Genomic DNA, 14,387 nt, shown 5'->3' on the forward strand with positions numbered 1-14,387 from the left:
ATGGCCCAACCCGGCTTCTCGTTCACCGGCCCACCCCCGCAGGGTCCTCCGCTGCCGCCTCCGGACAAGACCGGCGCTGAGTGGTCCGTCCTCAGGCCACCGGCAGGCCCGACCATCCCGTTGAGCAAGCTCGCCCCGGAGGCTGCGCTGCGCAGACTCGAGCTGACGATCGTGCGCCGGTTGGAGGGGTTCCTGCACGGCGACCACCTTGGGCTCCTGCCGGGCGCCGGGTCGGACACCAACGATGCGCGTGTCTACCAGCCGGGTCAGGACGACGTCCGCAAGATGGACTGGGCCGTGACCGCACGCACCACCGTCCCGCACGTCCGCGACACGATGGCGGACCGTGAGCTCGAGGTGTGGGCGCTCCTCGACGTGACGCCGTCGATGAACTGGGGCACCGAGGGGGTCACCAAACGGGACCTCGGGATCGCGGCCATCGCCACCATCGGCTTCCTCAGCCAGCGGATGGGGGACCGGTTCGGCGGCATGATGATGCTCCCGGACCGGGTCAAGCGGCTGCCCGCCCGCTCCGGCCGCACCGCGCTCTACGGGCTCCTGCGCAAGATGTTGACCGAGCCGATTGTGCCGGACCATGCACCCGGACAGCTTGAGCTGGCCGACGGCATCGAGCAGATGACCCGGTCGCAGCGCCGCCGCGGTATGAGGGTGATCGTCTCCGACTTCCTCACCCCCGGAGACGCCGAGCTAGACCCGGCCGTGCCGCCGCCGTGGGAGCGGGCCGTGCGGCGTCTCGCGGTGCGCAACCAGGTGCTGTGCGTCGAGGTGATCGACAGGCACGAGATGGAGTTCCCGGACGTGGGCGAGATGCTCATCCACGACCCCGAGACCTCGTTCTCCCGCTACGTCAATACCTCCGACGACGCGGCCAGGCGGCGAATGGACGCCGCGACAAAGGCGCAGCGTGAGCGCATCAAGGTGTCGCTGCGCCGCGCCGGAGCCGGCCACATCCAGCTGCGGACCGATCGCGACTGGGTGGCCGACATCGCCCGCTTCGTGCTCAACTACCGCCGGGTGGCAGGCATGCTGCATCAGCCACCCCAGGGGGTGAGCAAGTAGGTGATCCCGGACTTCCAGAACCCCGAGCGGTTGTGGACGCTGGCCCTGCTGCCGGTGCTCATCGTCGTGTACCTCATCCTGCTCCGCCTCAAGGGCCGGATCGCCCTGCGGTTCACCAACACCGGTGTCCTTGCCAGGGTCGTCGGGCATCAGCGCCGGTGGACACGGCACCTGGCAGTCGCAATGTCGCTGGCCTCGCTGGTGGCCCTCGGGCTTGCCTACGCCAACCCGTTGGGCACCGAGCGCCAGCCCCGCGAGCGCGCCACCGTGGTGATGGTCATCGACACGTCCTTATCGATGTCTGCTGAGGACGTGCCGCCGGACAGGCTCACCGCCGCGAAGGAGGCGGCCGTCAGCTTCATCCAGGAGATCCCGGACGCCTACAACGTGGCCGTCGTCGCGATGGACGCCAACCCCTCCATCGTCGTGCCGCCCACCACGGACCGGGGCGTCACCGAGCGTGCGATCAACTCGTTGGAGCTCGCGGATGGAACCGCGATCGGGGAGTCGATCACCTCCGCGCTCCGCGCCGTCGATCAGGCGCCCCCGGGCGACGCCGAGGACGAGCCCGCTCCCGCCATGATCGTGCTGCTCTCGGATGGCACCAACACCGAAGGGCCCCCGGCCGAAGGACCCACCGCCGAGGCGCAGGAACGGGGAGTCCCCATCTTCACCATTGCCTACGGCACGCAGAATGGGTTTGTGGACCTGGACGGGCAGCGAGAGAACGTGGCACCCGACACGGCTGCCCTGAAGGCGATCGCTGACGCGACGGGAGGGCGGGCCGTGGACGCAGACGACGCCGCGTCGCTGGTGGAGGCCTACCGTGACATCGGCTCGGTGGTGGGGTTTGAGGACGTGAAGAAGCCGATCACGGCCCAGTATGCGTTCTTCGCGCTGGGGTTCGCCGTCGTGGCTGCACTCGGCGCGGTCATGATGGCGGCACGGTGGCCACGATGATTCCCCTGGCGCTCGAGTTCATGCTGCCGCAGCGCCTGTGGGCGCTCCTGGTGATCCCCCTGATCGCGGTGCTCTATGTCGTGCTGTCGGGGCGGACCACCCACCGCCCCATGAGCAGCCGGCTGCGTCTGGTCGTGCCCAAGGACGCCGCCTGGAAGCGCCACGGGGCCGTGCTTCTCGCCCTCCTCAGCCTGGGAGCGCTCATCATCGCCTGGGCGGTCCCGAAGGATTATGTGGACAAGCCGCGGGACCGCGCCACCGTGGTGGTCGCCCTTGACGTGTCGTGGTCCATGGAAGCCGAGGACGTCGATCCCAACAGACTTGCCGCCGCTCAGGCTGGGGCCAAGGCGTTCATCGGCTCCCTGCCAGAGCGGTTCAATGTGGCACTTGTGACCTTCGCCGGCACCCCGAATGTCGCGGTGCCGCCCACGATCGACCGCGGCGTGATCGACCGAGCCATCGACGCTGTGGAGCTGGCCCCCTCCACCGCCGTCGGTGAGGGGGTGTACGCGAGCCTCGATGCGCTGAAGCTGGTGCCCCCGGACCCCGATGATCCAGAGGCGGTTGCGCCCGCTGCGATCGTGCTCCTCTCAGATGGTGCCACCAACATCGGCCGCTCCTCCTCGGGCGCCGCGGCGGCGGCAAGCGAGGCCGGGGTGCCCGTCCACACCATCGCGTACGGCACTGACAACGGCTTCGTCGAGCAGGATGGCCAACGCCAACGGGTGGCGGTGGACCACTACGAGCTCTCCGAGATCGCGAGGCTCTCAGGCGGAAAGAAGTACGCGGCTGAGAGCAGCAGCCAGCTGCGCGAGGTGTACGAGGCCATCCGCCAGTCCGTGGGCACCGAGAAGGTCCCCGCGGAGGTTACCGACCGCTACGCCGGATTGGCGATCATCTTCGCCGTCCTCGCGGCCCTGGGCGTCATCTCGTTGGGGGCGCGCTGGCCATGAGCATCGCGGAGCGGCTTGCCTCGGTACGCGCGGAGATCGACGACGCGTGCCGCGCCGCCGGCCGAGATCCAGCCGCCGTGCGGCTGCTTCCCGTGTCGAAGTACCACGGCCCGGATCAGATCCGCGAGGCCCACGCCGTGGGCTACAGCCTGTTCGGGGAGAACAAGGTGCAGGAGTTGGCGGCCAAACACGCGGAGCTGGCGGGTGAGGGAATCGGGTTCGCGGTGATCGGACACGTCCAGACCAACAAGGCCAGGGCCGTGGCGGAACTCGCCGCCGAACTGCATTCGCTCGACTCACTGCGGCTCGCGGAGGCCCTGCAGCGGCGCCTCGAGCAGCTGGGCCACCGCCTCCCGGTGTTGATTCAGGTCAACACCTCCCAGGAGGAGGCGAAGTTCGGCATCGCGTCCGAGGACGCCGTGAACTTCGCGCGTGAGCTGGCCGCATTCGACGCTCTTGAGGCGCGGGGACTGATGACGATGGCGGTCAACAGCCCGGACGTCTCGGCCGTGGCCGCCTGCTTCTCCAGCCTGGTGGAGGCGCAGTCCCGCATCCGTGACGCCGTGGGGGGAGGCTGGGACGAGCTGAGCATGGGCATGTCCAGCGACTTCCGCATCGCCATCGCCCACGGAGCCACCACTGTGCGTCTCGGAACCGCAGTTTTCGGTCCGCGCGGCTACTGAGGCAGGTTCTCGATCTCCAGGCGGGGGACATCCGGGCTCGCGGGCATGCCGAAGATCTGTTCGAGGAACGAGACCTGGGCCTCCAGGGACCGGCGCCTCGCAGCCAAGGTGCGGAATCCGTGGCCCTCACCGTCGAAGACAAGCAGCGCCACCGGTTGCCCGGCGGAGCGCACGGCCTCCGCCATCTCCCTCGCCTGTGTCGGTGGCACCACCTTGTCCTCCGAGCCCTGGAGGATCAGCATGGGGGTGCGCAGGTTCTCAAGGTGGTTGATGGGGGAGCGGTCCTCGTAGACGGACCGTCCCTCAGGCCAGGGGGCCACCAGCCCGTCGAGGTACCGCGACTCGGCCTTGTGCGTGTCGGTGGCCAGCGTTGGGAGGTACCCGATGCCGTAGCGGCTGATCCCGGCGGCGTAGATGTCCGTCGAGACAAGAGACTTCAAGGTGGTGAAACCGCCCGCGCTGCCGCCGGTGATGGCCACGCGATCCGGATCGACGTGTCCCGCCTCCACGAGGGCAAGCACCACCGCCTCCGCATCGGCCACGTCGAGCTCTCCCCATCGTCCACGGAGCCTGTCGCGGTAGACCCTCCCGAAACCCGTCGAGCCCGAATAGTTGACGTCAACGACGGCAAAGCCGCGCGAGACCCAGAAGGCGATGCCCGCGTCGTAGGCGCAGGTGGCCATCGACGTGGGGCCGCCATGGGTGTACACGATCAGCGGTGCCCTCTCGGCCTCCGGCAGGTACAGCCAGGAGTGCACCGGCCCCGCGGGGCCGTCGGCCCAGAACGCGATGGGGGACACGGCAGCAGGCTCGGGACTCGCCGCCCCCGCCACGTGGCTGATCGTTCCGTCGCGCAGGATGGAGACGAGGGTCGCAGGGCGATCCGTCCACTGGGCCACCACGTAGAGCGTCCCGTCCTGGGAGGCCACTGACTCGATGGCGGCCGTGCCCGGAAGCGGGTGGCTGACTTCTCCGGTGACGCTGTCCCACAGGGCCAGCTCGCCGCGGCCCTCGCGGAACACTACCGAGGCGACGACCCGATCCTCCACGACGGCTGCCGGCGGGGGAGTGAGCACCCAGGTGGGACCATCGCAGTCGTGGGCCACGCGCCATGCGGGTCCGCCCACCACCCGCCAGTTCCAGAACCCGGACGTGTCCTCACTGACGGCCAGCACCCCGTCGTCCAGCCACAGGGGGTGCTGCGTCGAGACCCCCGCGCGGCCGGCGACCGGGGCGGCGGCTGCGGTCTGCGTCAGAGGAGCCGACCACACCTCAGAGGTGTCCCAGCTCATGTCGGGATGGTTCCACTGATACCACGCCAGCAGCCCCGAGCGAAGAACCGGCCCGGCGTAGAAGTCTGCCCCCGTCGCGAGCACCCTGCCACCGTCGGGGTCGATTGAGGAGAGGGGGAGTGCGACGATCTCGGTGCGGGGCTCGGGTGAGGCCGAGTGGTCCTCACGCACGGCTACGGCGACGCCGTCCGCGAGGCTCAGGTGGAGGCCCCCGTAGACGAATGCGGTGCCCTGCTCCGTCAGCGGGCGGCGGCCGTCCCCGTCGTCGAACCAGATCTGCCCGGTGCGGTCGTCGCAGTACACCAGTGCGGCGCCGTCGGCCGCGTACGCTCCTCCGCCGTACTCCATCACCCGTGAACGGACCACGGAGTCAGGTGTGAGGTCCGTGACGACGCCCGCCGCCCAGCGACGCACCGTCACCCGGCCGTCCTCGGCGGCGATGGTCGCCAGCCAGTAGATGCCTGCGGCGGTGGCCTGCACCTGCGAGATGGCGTCGGGGACATTCAGCACGGCCTCAAGCGGCATGGGATCACGCATGGGGCCTTGTCTACCATGCCCCCCGCAGCAACCGGGCGTTGCGCGCAGCCTCCATTCGTGGGCACAATAGGCCCACACCTGGGCGGGCCTGATCGCAGGGGAAGGCAATCCGGCCCAACCAGGAGGTACCGACCATGTCTGCTCGTTTCGACACGATCAGTCAGCCCGTCGCGCGGGGGATGGTGTTCATCCACTCCGCGTTGGCTGCGCTGTGCCCGCATGTCGAGTGGGCCGGAGGTGCTGTCCTGGGCACTCGCATGGACCTCGAATGGTCGGAGCAGCCAGCCGAGCCGGGAAGCCGCCGTGCGGAGCTGTCCTGGACAGGTCCAGTCGGCACCGGAGCGGCTCTCGCCAGCGCATTGAGCCGGCTCACCCGGATCAGGTTCGAGGTGACGGAGGAACCCACGCCCGGCAGCGACGGTCAGCGATACTGCTTCACGCCCACCCTGGGCGCCTTCAGTGCCGTGGTGGGCGTACACGGGGACATCCTGGTGCCGGAGGATCGTCTCCGGCACGCCGTGGCCACGGAGGCACTCGGGGGCGAGCCCTTGCTCAAGGCACTCGAATCACTGCTGGGCGTCCCGTGGGACGAGGAACTCGACGTGTTCCGGCACGCCGGCGAGGACGCTCCCGTGCGGTGGCTCCACCAGGTGGTATAGCCACCGCCCAGGATCAGTCGGTGACGTTCTCGTTGGTGACGAGCACGGCCACGTTGTGGCCTCCGAAGCCGAAGCTGTTGTTGATAGCCGCAAGCGGGCCGGAGGGCAGCGCTCGGTTCGAGGTGGCCACGTCGATGCCCAGGTCTGGTTCGATGTTCTCCACATTGATCGTGCCCGGAACCATCCGGTCCCGTAGCGCCAACACGGATGCCACCGTCTCGAGTGCTCCCGCGCCACCGAGCAGATGCCCGGTCATGGACTTGGTGGAGGTCACCACCACGTGGTCCGCCTCAGCACCCAGCGCGGTTCGGATGGAGCCGGCCTCGGTGACGTCACCTTGGGGCGTCGAGGTTCCGTGCGCGTTGACGTGCACGATGTCACGGGCGGTGAGACCCGCTTCCCGAAGCGCCTTGATCATCGCCTGGGACTGACCGTAGCCGTCCGGGTCCGGCTGGACGAGGTCGTGGCTGTCGGCCGTGATGCCGGCGCCGGCGAGGGTGCCGTAGATCCGGGCGCCACGGGCCTTGGCGTGCTCCAGAGTCTCGATCACCATGAGGGCGGCGCCCTCGGCGAGCACGAATCCGTCGCGGTCCACGTCCCACGGGCGCGAGGCGCGCTCCGGCTCGTCGTTGCGCCGAGACAGCGCCTGCATCTGACCGAAGGCTCCGATGGGGAGCGGGTGCACGACGGCCTCTCCGCCCCCGACCAGGACCACATCGGCGCGGCCGAGGCGGATCATGTCGAGACCCAGCGAGATCGCCTCATTGGAGGAAGCGCAGGCCGAGACAGGGGTGTGCACGCCCGCACGGGCGTGGATTTTGAGGCCGAGGTTGGCCGCGGGGGCATTGGCCATCAGCATCGGGATGGTGAACGGCGAGACGCGGCGGACGCCCTTGTCCTTCATCACGTCCCACTGGGAGAGCAGGGAGTGCAGCCCACCGATGCCGGTGGCGGACACGACGCCCAGCCTGTCGGGGTCGACGGGATTATCCTCGCCGAGGCCGAAGCCGGCGTCCGCCCAGGCGGCCAGGCCGGCGATCTGCATGAGTTGGGTGGAGCGGTCGAGTTTGCGCGCCTCGACGCGGTCCAGAACCTCGCTCGGGTCCACGGCCGCCTTGGCAGCGATGCGAGTGGGAAGCTGCTGAGCCCACTCCTCGGTCAGCGCCACCACGCCGGAACGTCCGGCGAGCATCGCAGTCCAGGTGCTGGCGACGTCTCCGCCGAGTGGTGTGGTCGCACCGAGACCGGTGATCACGACTGTGGTGGACATGGGGATCTCCTCGTCACTGCATGGGGGGTCGATGGGGGGCGGCCGGGTGTGCGGCCGCCCCTCGCATGCGTCAGTTGGACGCGCGCTCGATGTAGGCGACAGCGTCGCCGACGGTCTTGAGGTTCTTGGCGTCCTCGTCGGGGATCGAAACGCCGAACTTGTCCTCGCAGGCGTAGATGATCTCGACCATCGACAGCGAGTCGACGCCCAGGTCGTCGACGAAGGACTTGTCCAGCTGGACATCCTCGACTGCGACGCCGGCGATGTCGTTGACGATCTCGGAGAGATCTGAGCGGATTTCTTCAGTGCTAGCCATGGTGTGGCTCCTTCCTAGGTTCTTCTCTTTGGACACTCGTGGGGTCAGGGCAGGATCACGGTCTGGCCGGCGAACACGAGGCCCGCTCCGAAGCCGATGATCAGTGCACTGTCACCACTTTTGGCCTGCCCGGATTCGAGCAGCGCCTCCATCGCCAGCGGAACCGATGCCGCCGACGAATTGCCCATCTGGATGATGTCGCGGGCGACCACGACATCCTCGGGCAGCTTGAGGTGGCGCAACATCGAATCCGTGATCCGGTTGTTGGCCTGGTGGGGGATGAAGCAGTCCAGCTCATCGGCGGTGAGGCCGGAAGCCTCAAGCGTCTCGACGGCCTTCTCGACGATGGCCGTGGTGGCCCACTTGAACACCTCGCGACCCTCCATGTGGATGTAGGGACCTCCGGCGCCGGGCTCGACCCCGCGCCAGTCGTCGACCTCGATCACCTCGTGAGCCTCGGGCTTGGACCCCCAGACGGTGGGGCCGATCGCGGGCACGTCGCTGGGGCCGACGATGACGGCCCCAGCGCCGTCGGAGAAGAGGAAGGCGGTGGAGCGGTCGGTGGTATCGGTGTAGCTGGAGAGCACCTCCACGCCCAGCACCAGTACGTGTCTGGCGGAGCCGGTGCGGACCATGGACTCGGCCAGGCTGACGCCGTAACAGAAGCCGGCGCAAGCCGCCGAGATGTCGAAGGCGGCCGGGGCCGGGAGACCGAGGTCCTTGGCGAGGATCGCGGCAAGCGCCGGGGTCTGCATGAAGTGCGAGATGGTAGCCACGATGACGGCGTCGACGTCCGCGGGCTGCAGCCCGGCGCGCTCGATCGCCTTTCGGGACGCCTCCAGGCCGAGGGTCTCAGCGTCCTCGCCGTCGGCGACCCAGCGACGCTCCTTGATGCCCGTGCGCTGAGTGATCCACTCATCGGTGGAGTCGATCATGGTGCACAACTCGTCGTTGGTCACGACACGACTGCCGCGGGCACCTCCGACGGACATGATGCGGGCATACTCGGCGCCGGTTGAGGACTTGAGGGGCATGTCTGACCTACTCGGACTCGGGGGTGGGCTGGCTGTGGGTGCGGCAGAACTCGCGGGCCTCGTCGAGCTGATCGGGGGTGTTGAGGGCGAACAGCTCAACCCCCTTGAGGTTGCGCTTGGCAATGCCCGTGAGAGTACCGGACGGGGGCAGCTCGAGGAGGCCCGTGACGCCCATGTCGCGCATCGTGTCCATGCACAGGTCCCACCGCACCGGGTTGGCAACCTGCCGGATGATCCGGTCCAACGCTTCACTGCCGCTGGAGACGGCCGCCCCGTCGGCGTTGCTGAGCAGCGGCGTGACGGGGTCGCTGGCGCGCATTCCCTCTGCTTTGGCACGCAGCCGGTCCACCGCGGGAGCCATGTGGACGGTGTGGAACGCCCCGGCCACGCTGAGCGGGATCAGGCGGGCCCGCCGCGGCGGGTTCTCGGACAGGACCTCGAGCTCTTCGACGGTGCCGGCTGCGACGATCTGCCCGGATCCGTTGTTGTTGGCCGGGGTCAGGCCCGCGGCCTCAATCGCCGCGAGGACCTCGTCGCGGTCCCCGCCGATCACGGCGGTCATCGACGTGGGCCGGGCCGCGGACGCCTCCGCCATGGCCAGGCCGCGTTCGCGGACGAGGGCGAGCGCCTCCGTCGGGGAGATCACACCGGCGAGAGCAACGGCGGCCAACTCGCCCACCGAGTGCCCCGCAACCATGCCGACGCCCTCGAAAGAGGGGAGCAGCTCCGCCGCGACAGCCAGGGCGGAGGCCACCAGGAGCGGCTGCGCGACGGCGGTGTCGCGGATGGTCTCGGCATCCGCCTCGGTGCCGTAGTGCGCCAGGTCCAGACCCACCGCCGTCGAGTAGAGGGCAAGGCGCTCCGCGAACGCGGGCTCCGCCAACCAGGGAAGGAGAAAACCGGGGGTCTGGGCACCTTGGCCAGGAGCAACAATCACGAGCACGACAACCACTGTGCCCGTGCGGAGAGTCGGCTGCGGGCGTGAGACTCACGAATTTGCCCACCCGGCCTTTGTGGGAACCCCACAAGCCGGCGATCCGCGCTCAGCCGTTGAGCCTGCCCAACGTGATGGCCATCCGCAGCACATAGGCCTCGCGGGCGTCGGTGGGGTTGTAGCCGGTGGCCTCCTGGATCCGCTTCAGGCGATAGCGCACCGTGTTGGGGTGCACGAACAGGGCCCGTGCGGTGGCCTCCATCGAGGAGCCGCAGTCCAGGAACCCGACGCAGGTCTCCAGGAGCTCCTTGTTGGCGGCCAGCGCCGGGAAGATCTCCGACGCGAGGGTGCGCCGCGCATGCCCGTCGCCGGCGAGGGCGCGCTCGGGGAGGAGGTCCACCGACAACAGCGTCTGTGGCCCCTCCGGCCAGGCCTTCGCAGCCCTGAAACCGGACGCGGCAGCGCGCGCGGACTTCGGAGCCCCCGCCAGTCCGTCCACCGTCGGCCCCACGACCACGGGACCAGCGGCGAAGAAGTCCCGCAGCTTGGAGATCCGCTCGCAGGTGTCGACGGGGTCGCCGACTCCTGCCCCGCCCGCGATAACCACGAGCCGATCGCCCTGCGGGGCCGCCAGCACGTCGAGCGACAACTTCGACGCGGCGCGACGCAGCCCGTCGAGCACGGACGCCTCCTGCGGGGCTCCGCCGATGGCCACCGCCACCTTCGACTCGGTGTTCCAGCCCAGAGTCGAGGCCCGCGACAGCACGGACTCGTCGGTCTCCGCGCGGACCACGGCGTCGACGATGGTGGCCTCGATCCGCGAATCCCAGGCGCCGCGGGCCTCCGCGGCACGGGCGTAGATGGCGGCCGCGGCGAACGCGATCTCGCGGGAGTAGTGCACGATGCCCAGTTGAAGTGCCTGCCGGTCACCCCTGGGGAGAAGGTGCTGGATCTGCTCCTCCACCACCTCGGTGGTGGTGCGGACGAGGTCCACGGTCTGCTGGAGGCTGATCCGGCGCGCCATGGCCCGCGGGGCGGCGTCGAAGATCGACTCCGGGGTGAAAGGCTCGCCCGCGAACCAGGTGACGAAGCCGTCGATGCCGGAGCGGGCCAGGATGCCGATCCAGGAGCGTGACTCGGCGTCCAGCTGGCTGAACCACTCGTGCCGGGCGACGAGGGCGGCCAGTGTCGCGGTGTTCATCTCCGAGGTGGAGGCCTGAAGCCGCTTGATGAGGCCGGCGCGAGCGCGGGCCGACGAGATGAGCGCGGGCGCCGTCCCTGGCCGAAAGTCCATCCCGCCAGCCTAGTGGTGTCCTCCGTCGCTTCACCGGGGCTACGCTGGACAGCCATGGGACGCAAGGTATTCGTGATCGGCATCGGCCCCGGCGGGCTGGGGCAGCTGACGCTGGACGCCGTCGACGCCATGAACCAGGTGGACGTCTTTCTCGTCGGGGATCACAGTGAAGACCAGCCCGAGCTCGTCTGGCTCCGCAGCGAGCTGCTGCGCCGGCATGTGAACAGGCCGCACCGCGTGATCACGGTGCTGGACCCCAAGCGGGAGCACCCGGGGGCGGTGGATACGGGACGGCTCGCCACCTACAGCCACATCCTCTCCGGCCTGCCGACCGACGACGCGGTGGGGTTTCTCGCCTGGGGCGATCCGGGTCTCTACGACTCGATCCTGCGTGTCGTCGACGCACTCCGCGACAGATTGGCGCTCGAAGTCACCGTCATCCCTGGAGTGAGTGCCCTGCAGGTGCTGGCCGCCGCGCATCAGATCGCCCTGAACGCGGGCGCCTCCGTGCACATCACCACGGGGGCCAGGTTGCTCGCGGAGTACCGGCCCGAGCTCGGCGACGTGGTCGTGATGAATGACCCCGCGTTGGCCTGCCGAGGACTGATCGGGGAATTCCCGGACACCGAAGTGTTCTGGGGTGCCTACCTGGGCACCCCAGATCAGGTTCTGGCCAACGGGCCCCTGCGCACCATCGCCGGAGACCTGGCCGAACTGAGGCAGCGGCTCCAGGCCCACCATGGCTGGATCCACGACACGTATCTCCTCCGGCCTTTTCCTGACGCACGTTAACAATGCGTAACAAACGCCGGGCCGGGTCTCACCGTCGACCCCCATCGTTGCTAGGTTGACGCCGTTCGCCGAGATTGAAGGGCTACCGCCATGGAAGAACTGACCACAGTGCTCGAAACAATCGCGGGATTCGTGTGGGGGCCGTTCCTGCTCATTCCGCTGCTCCTGCTCACCGGCCTGTGGCTGACCATCAAGCTGCGCGGCATCCAGTTCCGCACGCTTGGGTCCGCCCTGCGGTTGGCGCTGTGGGAGCGCAAGGACGCTGACGCAGAGGGTGGCGACATCTCCCAGTTCCAGGCCCTCACCACGGCCCTCGCGGCCACTGTCGGGGTCGGAAACATCGTCGGCGTGGCCACCGCCATCTCGATCGGCGGCCCAGGAGCTCTGTTCTGGATGTGGGTCACCGGCCTGGTGGGCATGGCGTCGAAGTACTCGGAGGCCTTCCTGGCGGTGCGCTTCCGCACCGTCGACGCCAAGGGCGAGGCCTCCGGCGGCCCCCAGTACTACCTGAAGAAAGCGCTGCCGGGAACGTGGGGGGTGGCCCTCAGCATCATCTTTGCAGTGTTCGCCGTCCTCGCAAGCTTTGGCATCGGCAACATGACGCAGGGCAATGCTGTCGCGGCCAACGCCCAGAATGCGTTCGGAGTGGACCCGCAGATCACCGCGATCCTGATGGCGATCTTCGTGGGCGTGGTGATCGTCGGTGGTATCAAGAGCATCGGCAACGTGACGGCGGCCCTCGTTCCCTTCATGATCGTCTTCTACATCCTGGGCGCCCTCTACATCCTGATCGTCAACATCGTCGATCTGCCGGGGGCGTTGGCGCTGATCTTCGGACAGGCGTTCACTGGCCAAGGCGTGGCTGGCGGCATGTTCGGCAGCCTCCTGCTCACCGTGCAGATGGGCGTGGCGCGAGGCATCTTCTCCAACGAGTCCGGCATGGGTTCGGCGGCCATCGCCGCTGCCGCCGCCCAGACCACCCACCCCGTGCGTCAGGGTCTGGTGTCCATGACCCAGACCTTCATCGACACGCTCGTGGTCGTGTCGTTCACCGGCCTGGTGCTGGTCACCACGGGTGTGTGGAACGCCGACGCCAGTCCCGCGGTGCTCACCTCGATGGCCTTCAGCCACGGGCTGCCCGGAGAGTGGGGCGGCTACATCGTGGCCATCGGCGTCATCCTCTTCGCCCTCTCCACCATCATCGGCTGGTCCTACTACGGCGACCGCTGCGTCGAGCGGCTGTTCGGAGCACGGGCCACCATGGCCTACCGCATCACCTTCACCATCGTGGTCTACATCGGCGCCACCGTTCCGCTGGGCGTGGTCTGGGCGTTCGCAGACGTGATGAACGGTCTCATGGCACTGCCCAACCTCATCGGCCTGCTCCTGCTCTCCGGCCTCATCGCGCGCGAGACCAGCCATTACCTCAAGAACGATCCGAAGCTCCGGGCGGGTCGCAAGGAAGTCGACGAGTTCATGGTGGATCAGCCCCGCTGATCTCGGTGCCAGTGGACCCGGTCGCGGTGCTGCGCGAGTGCGCGTTCTGGCTGGAGCGTGCACTCGCGGACACGTACCGCATCCGCGCCTACCGTGAGGCCGCCGACGTCGCGGAGGCGATCGACCCCCGCGACCGCCCGGTGACGGAGGCAGGCTGGCGGGAGTTGCCGGGATTCGGTCCCAGGACGGCCTCTGTCGCGGCTGCCGCCCTGTCCGGTCATCTGCCGGAGGCCCTCGCGCGGCTCCGGGAGGAGGGGAGGGCCTCCCTGGATCCGGCAGGTGACACTCTCCGTGCAGTACTTCAGGGCGACCTCCACACACACACCTCCTGGTCCGACGGTGGCTCCCCGCTCGCCGAGATGGCGGCGGTTGCTGAGTCACTGGGTCACGCCTACTTTGCTGTCACCGACCATTCCCCGCGGCTGAGGGTCGCCAACGGACTGAGCCGGGAACGGCTGCTGGCCCAGTGGGACGAGATCGAGCGGGTGCAGAGGCAGCTGTCGATGCGACTCCTGCGTGGGATCGAAGTCGACGTTCTCAAGGACGGCTCGCTTGATCAGGCGGACGACCTGCTGGGTGGGCTGGACATCGTCGTGGCCTCTGTTCATTCCGACCTCCGGGCGGATCCGGCCAGTATGACGATGCGGATGATCGGTGCGATCTCCAATCCGCACACCACAGTGCTGGGGCACTGCACCGGCCGGAAGTTGCGCGCCGATGGGACGTGGCGCGAGCAGTCACGATTTGACGCGGAACTTGTGTTCGCGGCCTGCGCCATGTTCGGAGTGGCCGTCGAGATCAACTCGAGGCCGGAACGCCAGGACCCGCCCGTGGAGCTCCTGGAGATGGCTGTCGAAGCTGGGTGCCTGTTCAGCATCGACTCGGATGCGCACGCCCCGGGCCAACTGGACTTCCTCACCTACGGGGCGGCGAAGGCAGCCGCTGTAGCGATCGATCCGGATCGGATTATCACGACGTGGCCGGTCGACCGGCTGCTGGCACATGCGCGGCGCCACCGCTGACGATGCGGCCGGGACAAGGCTATGGCCCCGTCGTGACTGGTCCCCCCAACCTACCCATCACGAC

General features: G+C 68.7%; 14 protein-coding genes. 8 read left to right on the forward strand and 6 right to left on the reverse strand.

Translation table 11 applies throughout. From position 1 onward, the window contains the following. From ACX1D1_RS08845 to ACX1D1_RS08860, 4 genes are read left to right on the forward strand one after another with little or no spacing between them, the layout of a single operon-like run. On the forward strand, positions 1–1,080 hold the full coding sequence (locus ACX1D1_RS08845; protein ID WP_182782911.1) for a DUF58 domain-containing protein: 1,080 nt from the start codon (positions 1–3) through the stop codon (positions 1,078–1,080). Further along, positions 1,081–2,040: a VWA domain-containing protein gene (locus ACX1D1_RS08850; protein ID WP_182782910.1), complete on the forward strand. Its 960-nt coding sequence runs from the start codon at positions 1,081–1,083 to the stop codon at positions 2,038–2,040. Beyond that, complete coding sequence (locus tag ACX1D1_RS08855; protein ID WP_182782909.1) at positions 2,037–2,993, forward strand: VWA domain-containing protein; 957 nt, start codon at positions 2,037–2,039, stop codon at positions 2,991–2,993. The genes ACX1D1_RS08850 and ACX1D1_RS08855 overlap by 4 nt, the downstream gene beginning before the upstream one ends. Next, positions 2,990–3,676, forward strand: coding sequence for a YggS family pyridoxal phosphate-dependent enzyme (locus tag ACX1D1_RS08860; RefSeq protein WP_182782908.1), 687 nt, complete (start codon positions 2,990–2,992; stop codon positions 3,674–3,676). The genes ACX1D1_RS08855 and ACX1D1_RS08860 overlap by 4 nt, the downstream gene beginning before the upstream one ends. Here the strand turns inward: ACX1D1_RS08860 and ACX1D1_RS08865 are convergent. After that, complete coding sequence (locus tag ACX1D1_RS08865) at positions 3,670–5,505, reverse strand: alpha/beta hydrolase family protein (RefSeq protein ID WP_459054323.1); 1,836 nt, start codon at positions 5,503–5,505, stop codon at positions 3,670–3,672. The two genes, ACX1D1_RS08860 and ACX1D1_RS08865, sit on opposite strands and share 7 nt — an antisense overlap. A 134-nt stretch (positions 5,506–5,639) precedes the next feature. Between ACX1D1_RS08865 and ACX1D1_RS08870 the strand changes: the two genes are divergently transcribed. Then, entirely contained in the window at positions 5,640–6,164 is a 525-nt protein-coding gene (locus ACX1D1_RS08870; RefSeq protein ID WP_182782906.1) for a DUF3145 domain-containing protein, read from the forward strand. A 13-nt stretch (positions 6,165–6,177) separates the two neighbouring features. On the opposite strand, the gene ACX1D1_RS08875 is transcribed toward ACX1D1_RS08870, so the two are convergent. The 5 genes from ACX1D1_RS08875 to ACX1D1_RS08895 form a co-directional block, all read right to left on the reverse strand. After that, positions 6,178–7,434, reverse strand: coding sequence for a beta-ketoacyl-[acyl-carrier-protein] synthase family protein (locus tag ACX1D1_RS08875; protein ID WP_182782905.1), 1,257 nt, complete (start codon positions 7,432–7,434; stop codon positions 6,178–6,180). A 70-nt stretch (positions 7,435–7,504) separates the two neighbouring features. Next, on the reverse strand, positions 7,505–7,750 hold the full coding sequence (locus tag ACX1D1_RS08880) for an acyl carrier protein (RefSeq protein ID WP_182782904.1): 246 nt from the start codon (positions 7,748–7,750) through the stop codon (positions 7,505–7,507). 44 nt (positions 7,751–7,794) lie between these two features. After that, a complete protein-coding gene (locus ACX1D1_RS08885) occupies positions 7,795–8,784 on the reverse strand; it encodes a beta-ketoacyl-ACP synthase III (protein WP_182782903.1) in 990 nt (329 codons plus the stop codon). A 7-nt stretch (positions 8,785–8,791) separates the two neighbouring features. Then, the gene (locus ACX1D1_RS08890; protein ID WP_459054325.1) at positions 8,792–9,727 is read right to left on the reverse strand and encodes an ACP S-malonyltransferase; all 936 of its coding nucleotides are present in this window, start codon (positions 9,725–9,727) and stop codon (positions 8,792–8,794) included. Between the two features lie 100 nt (positions 9,728–9,827). After that, complete coding sequence (locus tag ACX1D1_RS08895) at positions 9,828–10,919, reverse strand: PucR family transcriptional regulator (protein ID WP_459056566.1); 1,092 nt, start codon at positions 10,917–10,919, stop codon at positions 9,828–9,830. 147 nt (positions 10,920–11,066) lie between these two features. On the opposite strand from ACX1D1_RS08895, the gene cobF reads away from it, so the two are divergent. The 3 genes from cobF to ACX1D1_RS08910 all read left to right on the forward strand — a co-directional run bounded on the left by cobF (position 11,067) and on the right by ACX1D1_RS08910 (position 14,323). Continuing rightward, positions 11,067–11,804: a precorrin-6A synthase (deacetylating) gene (gene cobF, locus ACX1D1_RS08900; RefSeq protein WP_459054326.1), complete on the forward strand. Its 738-nt coding sequence runs from the start codon at positions 11,067–11,069 to the stop codon at positions 11,802–11,804. Between the two features lie 90 nt (positions 11,805–11,894). Then, on the forward strand, positions 11,895–13,301 hold the full coding sequence (locus ACX1D1_RS08905; RefSeq protein WP_459054327.1) for an alanine/glycine:cation symporter family protein: 1,407 nt from the start codon (positions 11,895–11,897) through the stop codon (positions 13,299–13,301). Between the two features lie 5 nt (positions 13,302–13,306). Next, positions 13,307–14,323 carry a PHP domain-containing protein gene (locus tag ACX1D1_RS08910; RefSeq protein WP_370585738.1) on the forward strand — a complete coding sequence of 339 codons (1,017 nt, stop codon included), beginning with the start codon at positions 13,307–13,309 and terminating at the stop codon, positions 14,321–14,323. Positions 14,324–14,387 lie beyond the last annotated feature (64 nt).

This window comes from Tessaracoccus luoxuelianae, assembly GCF_054483915.1.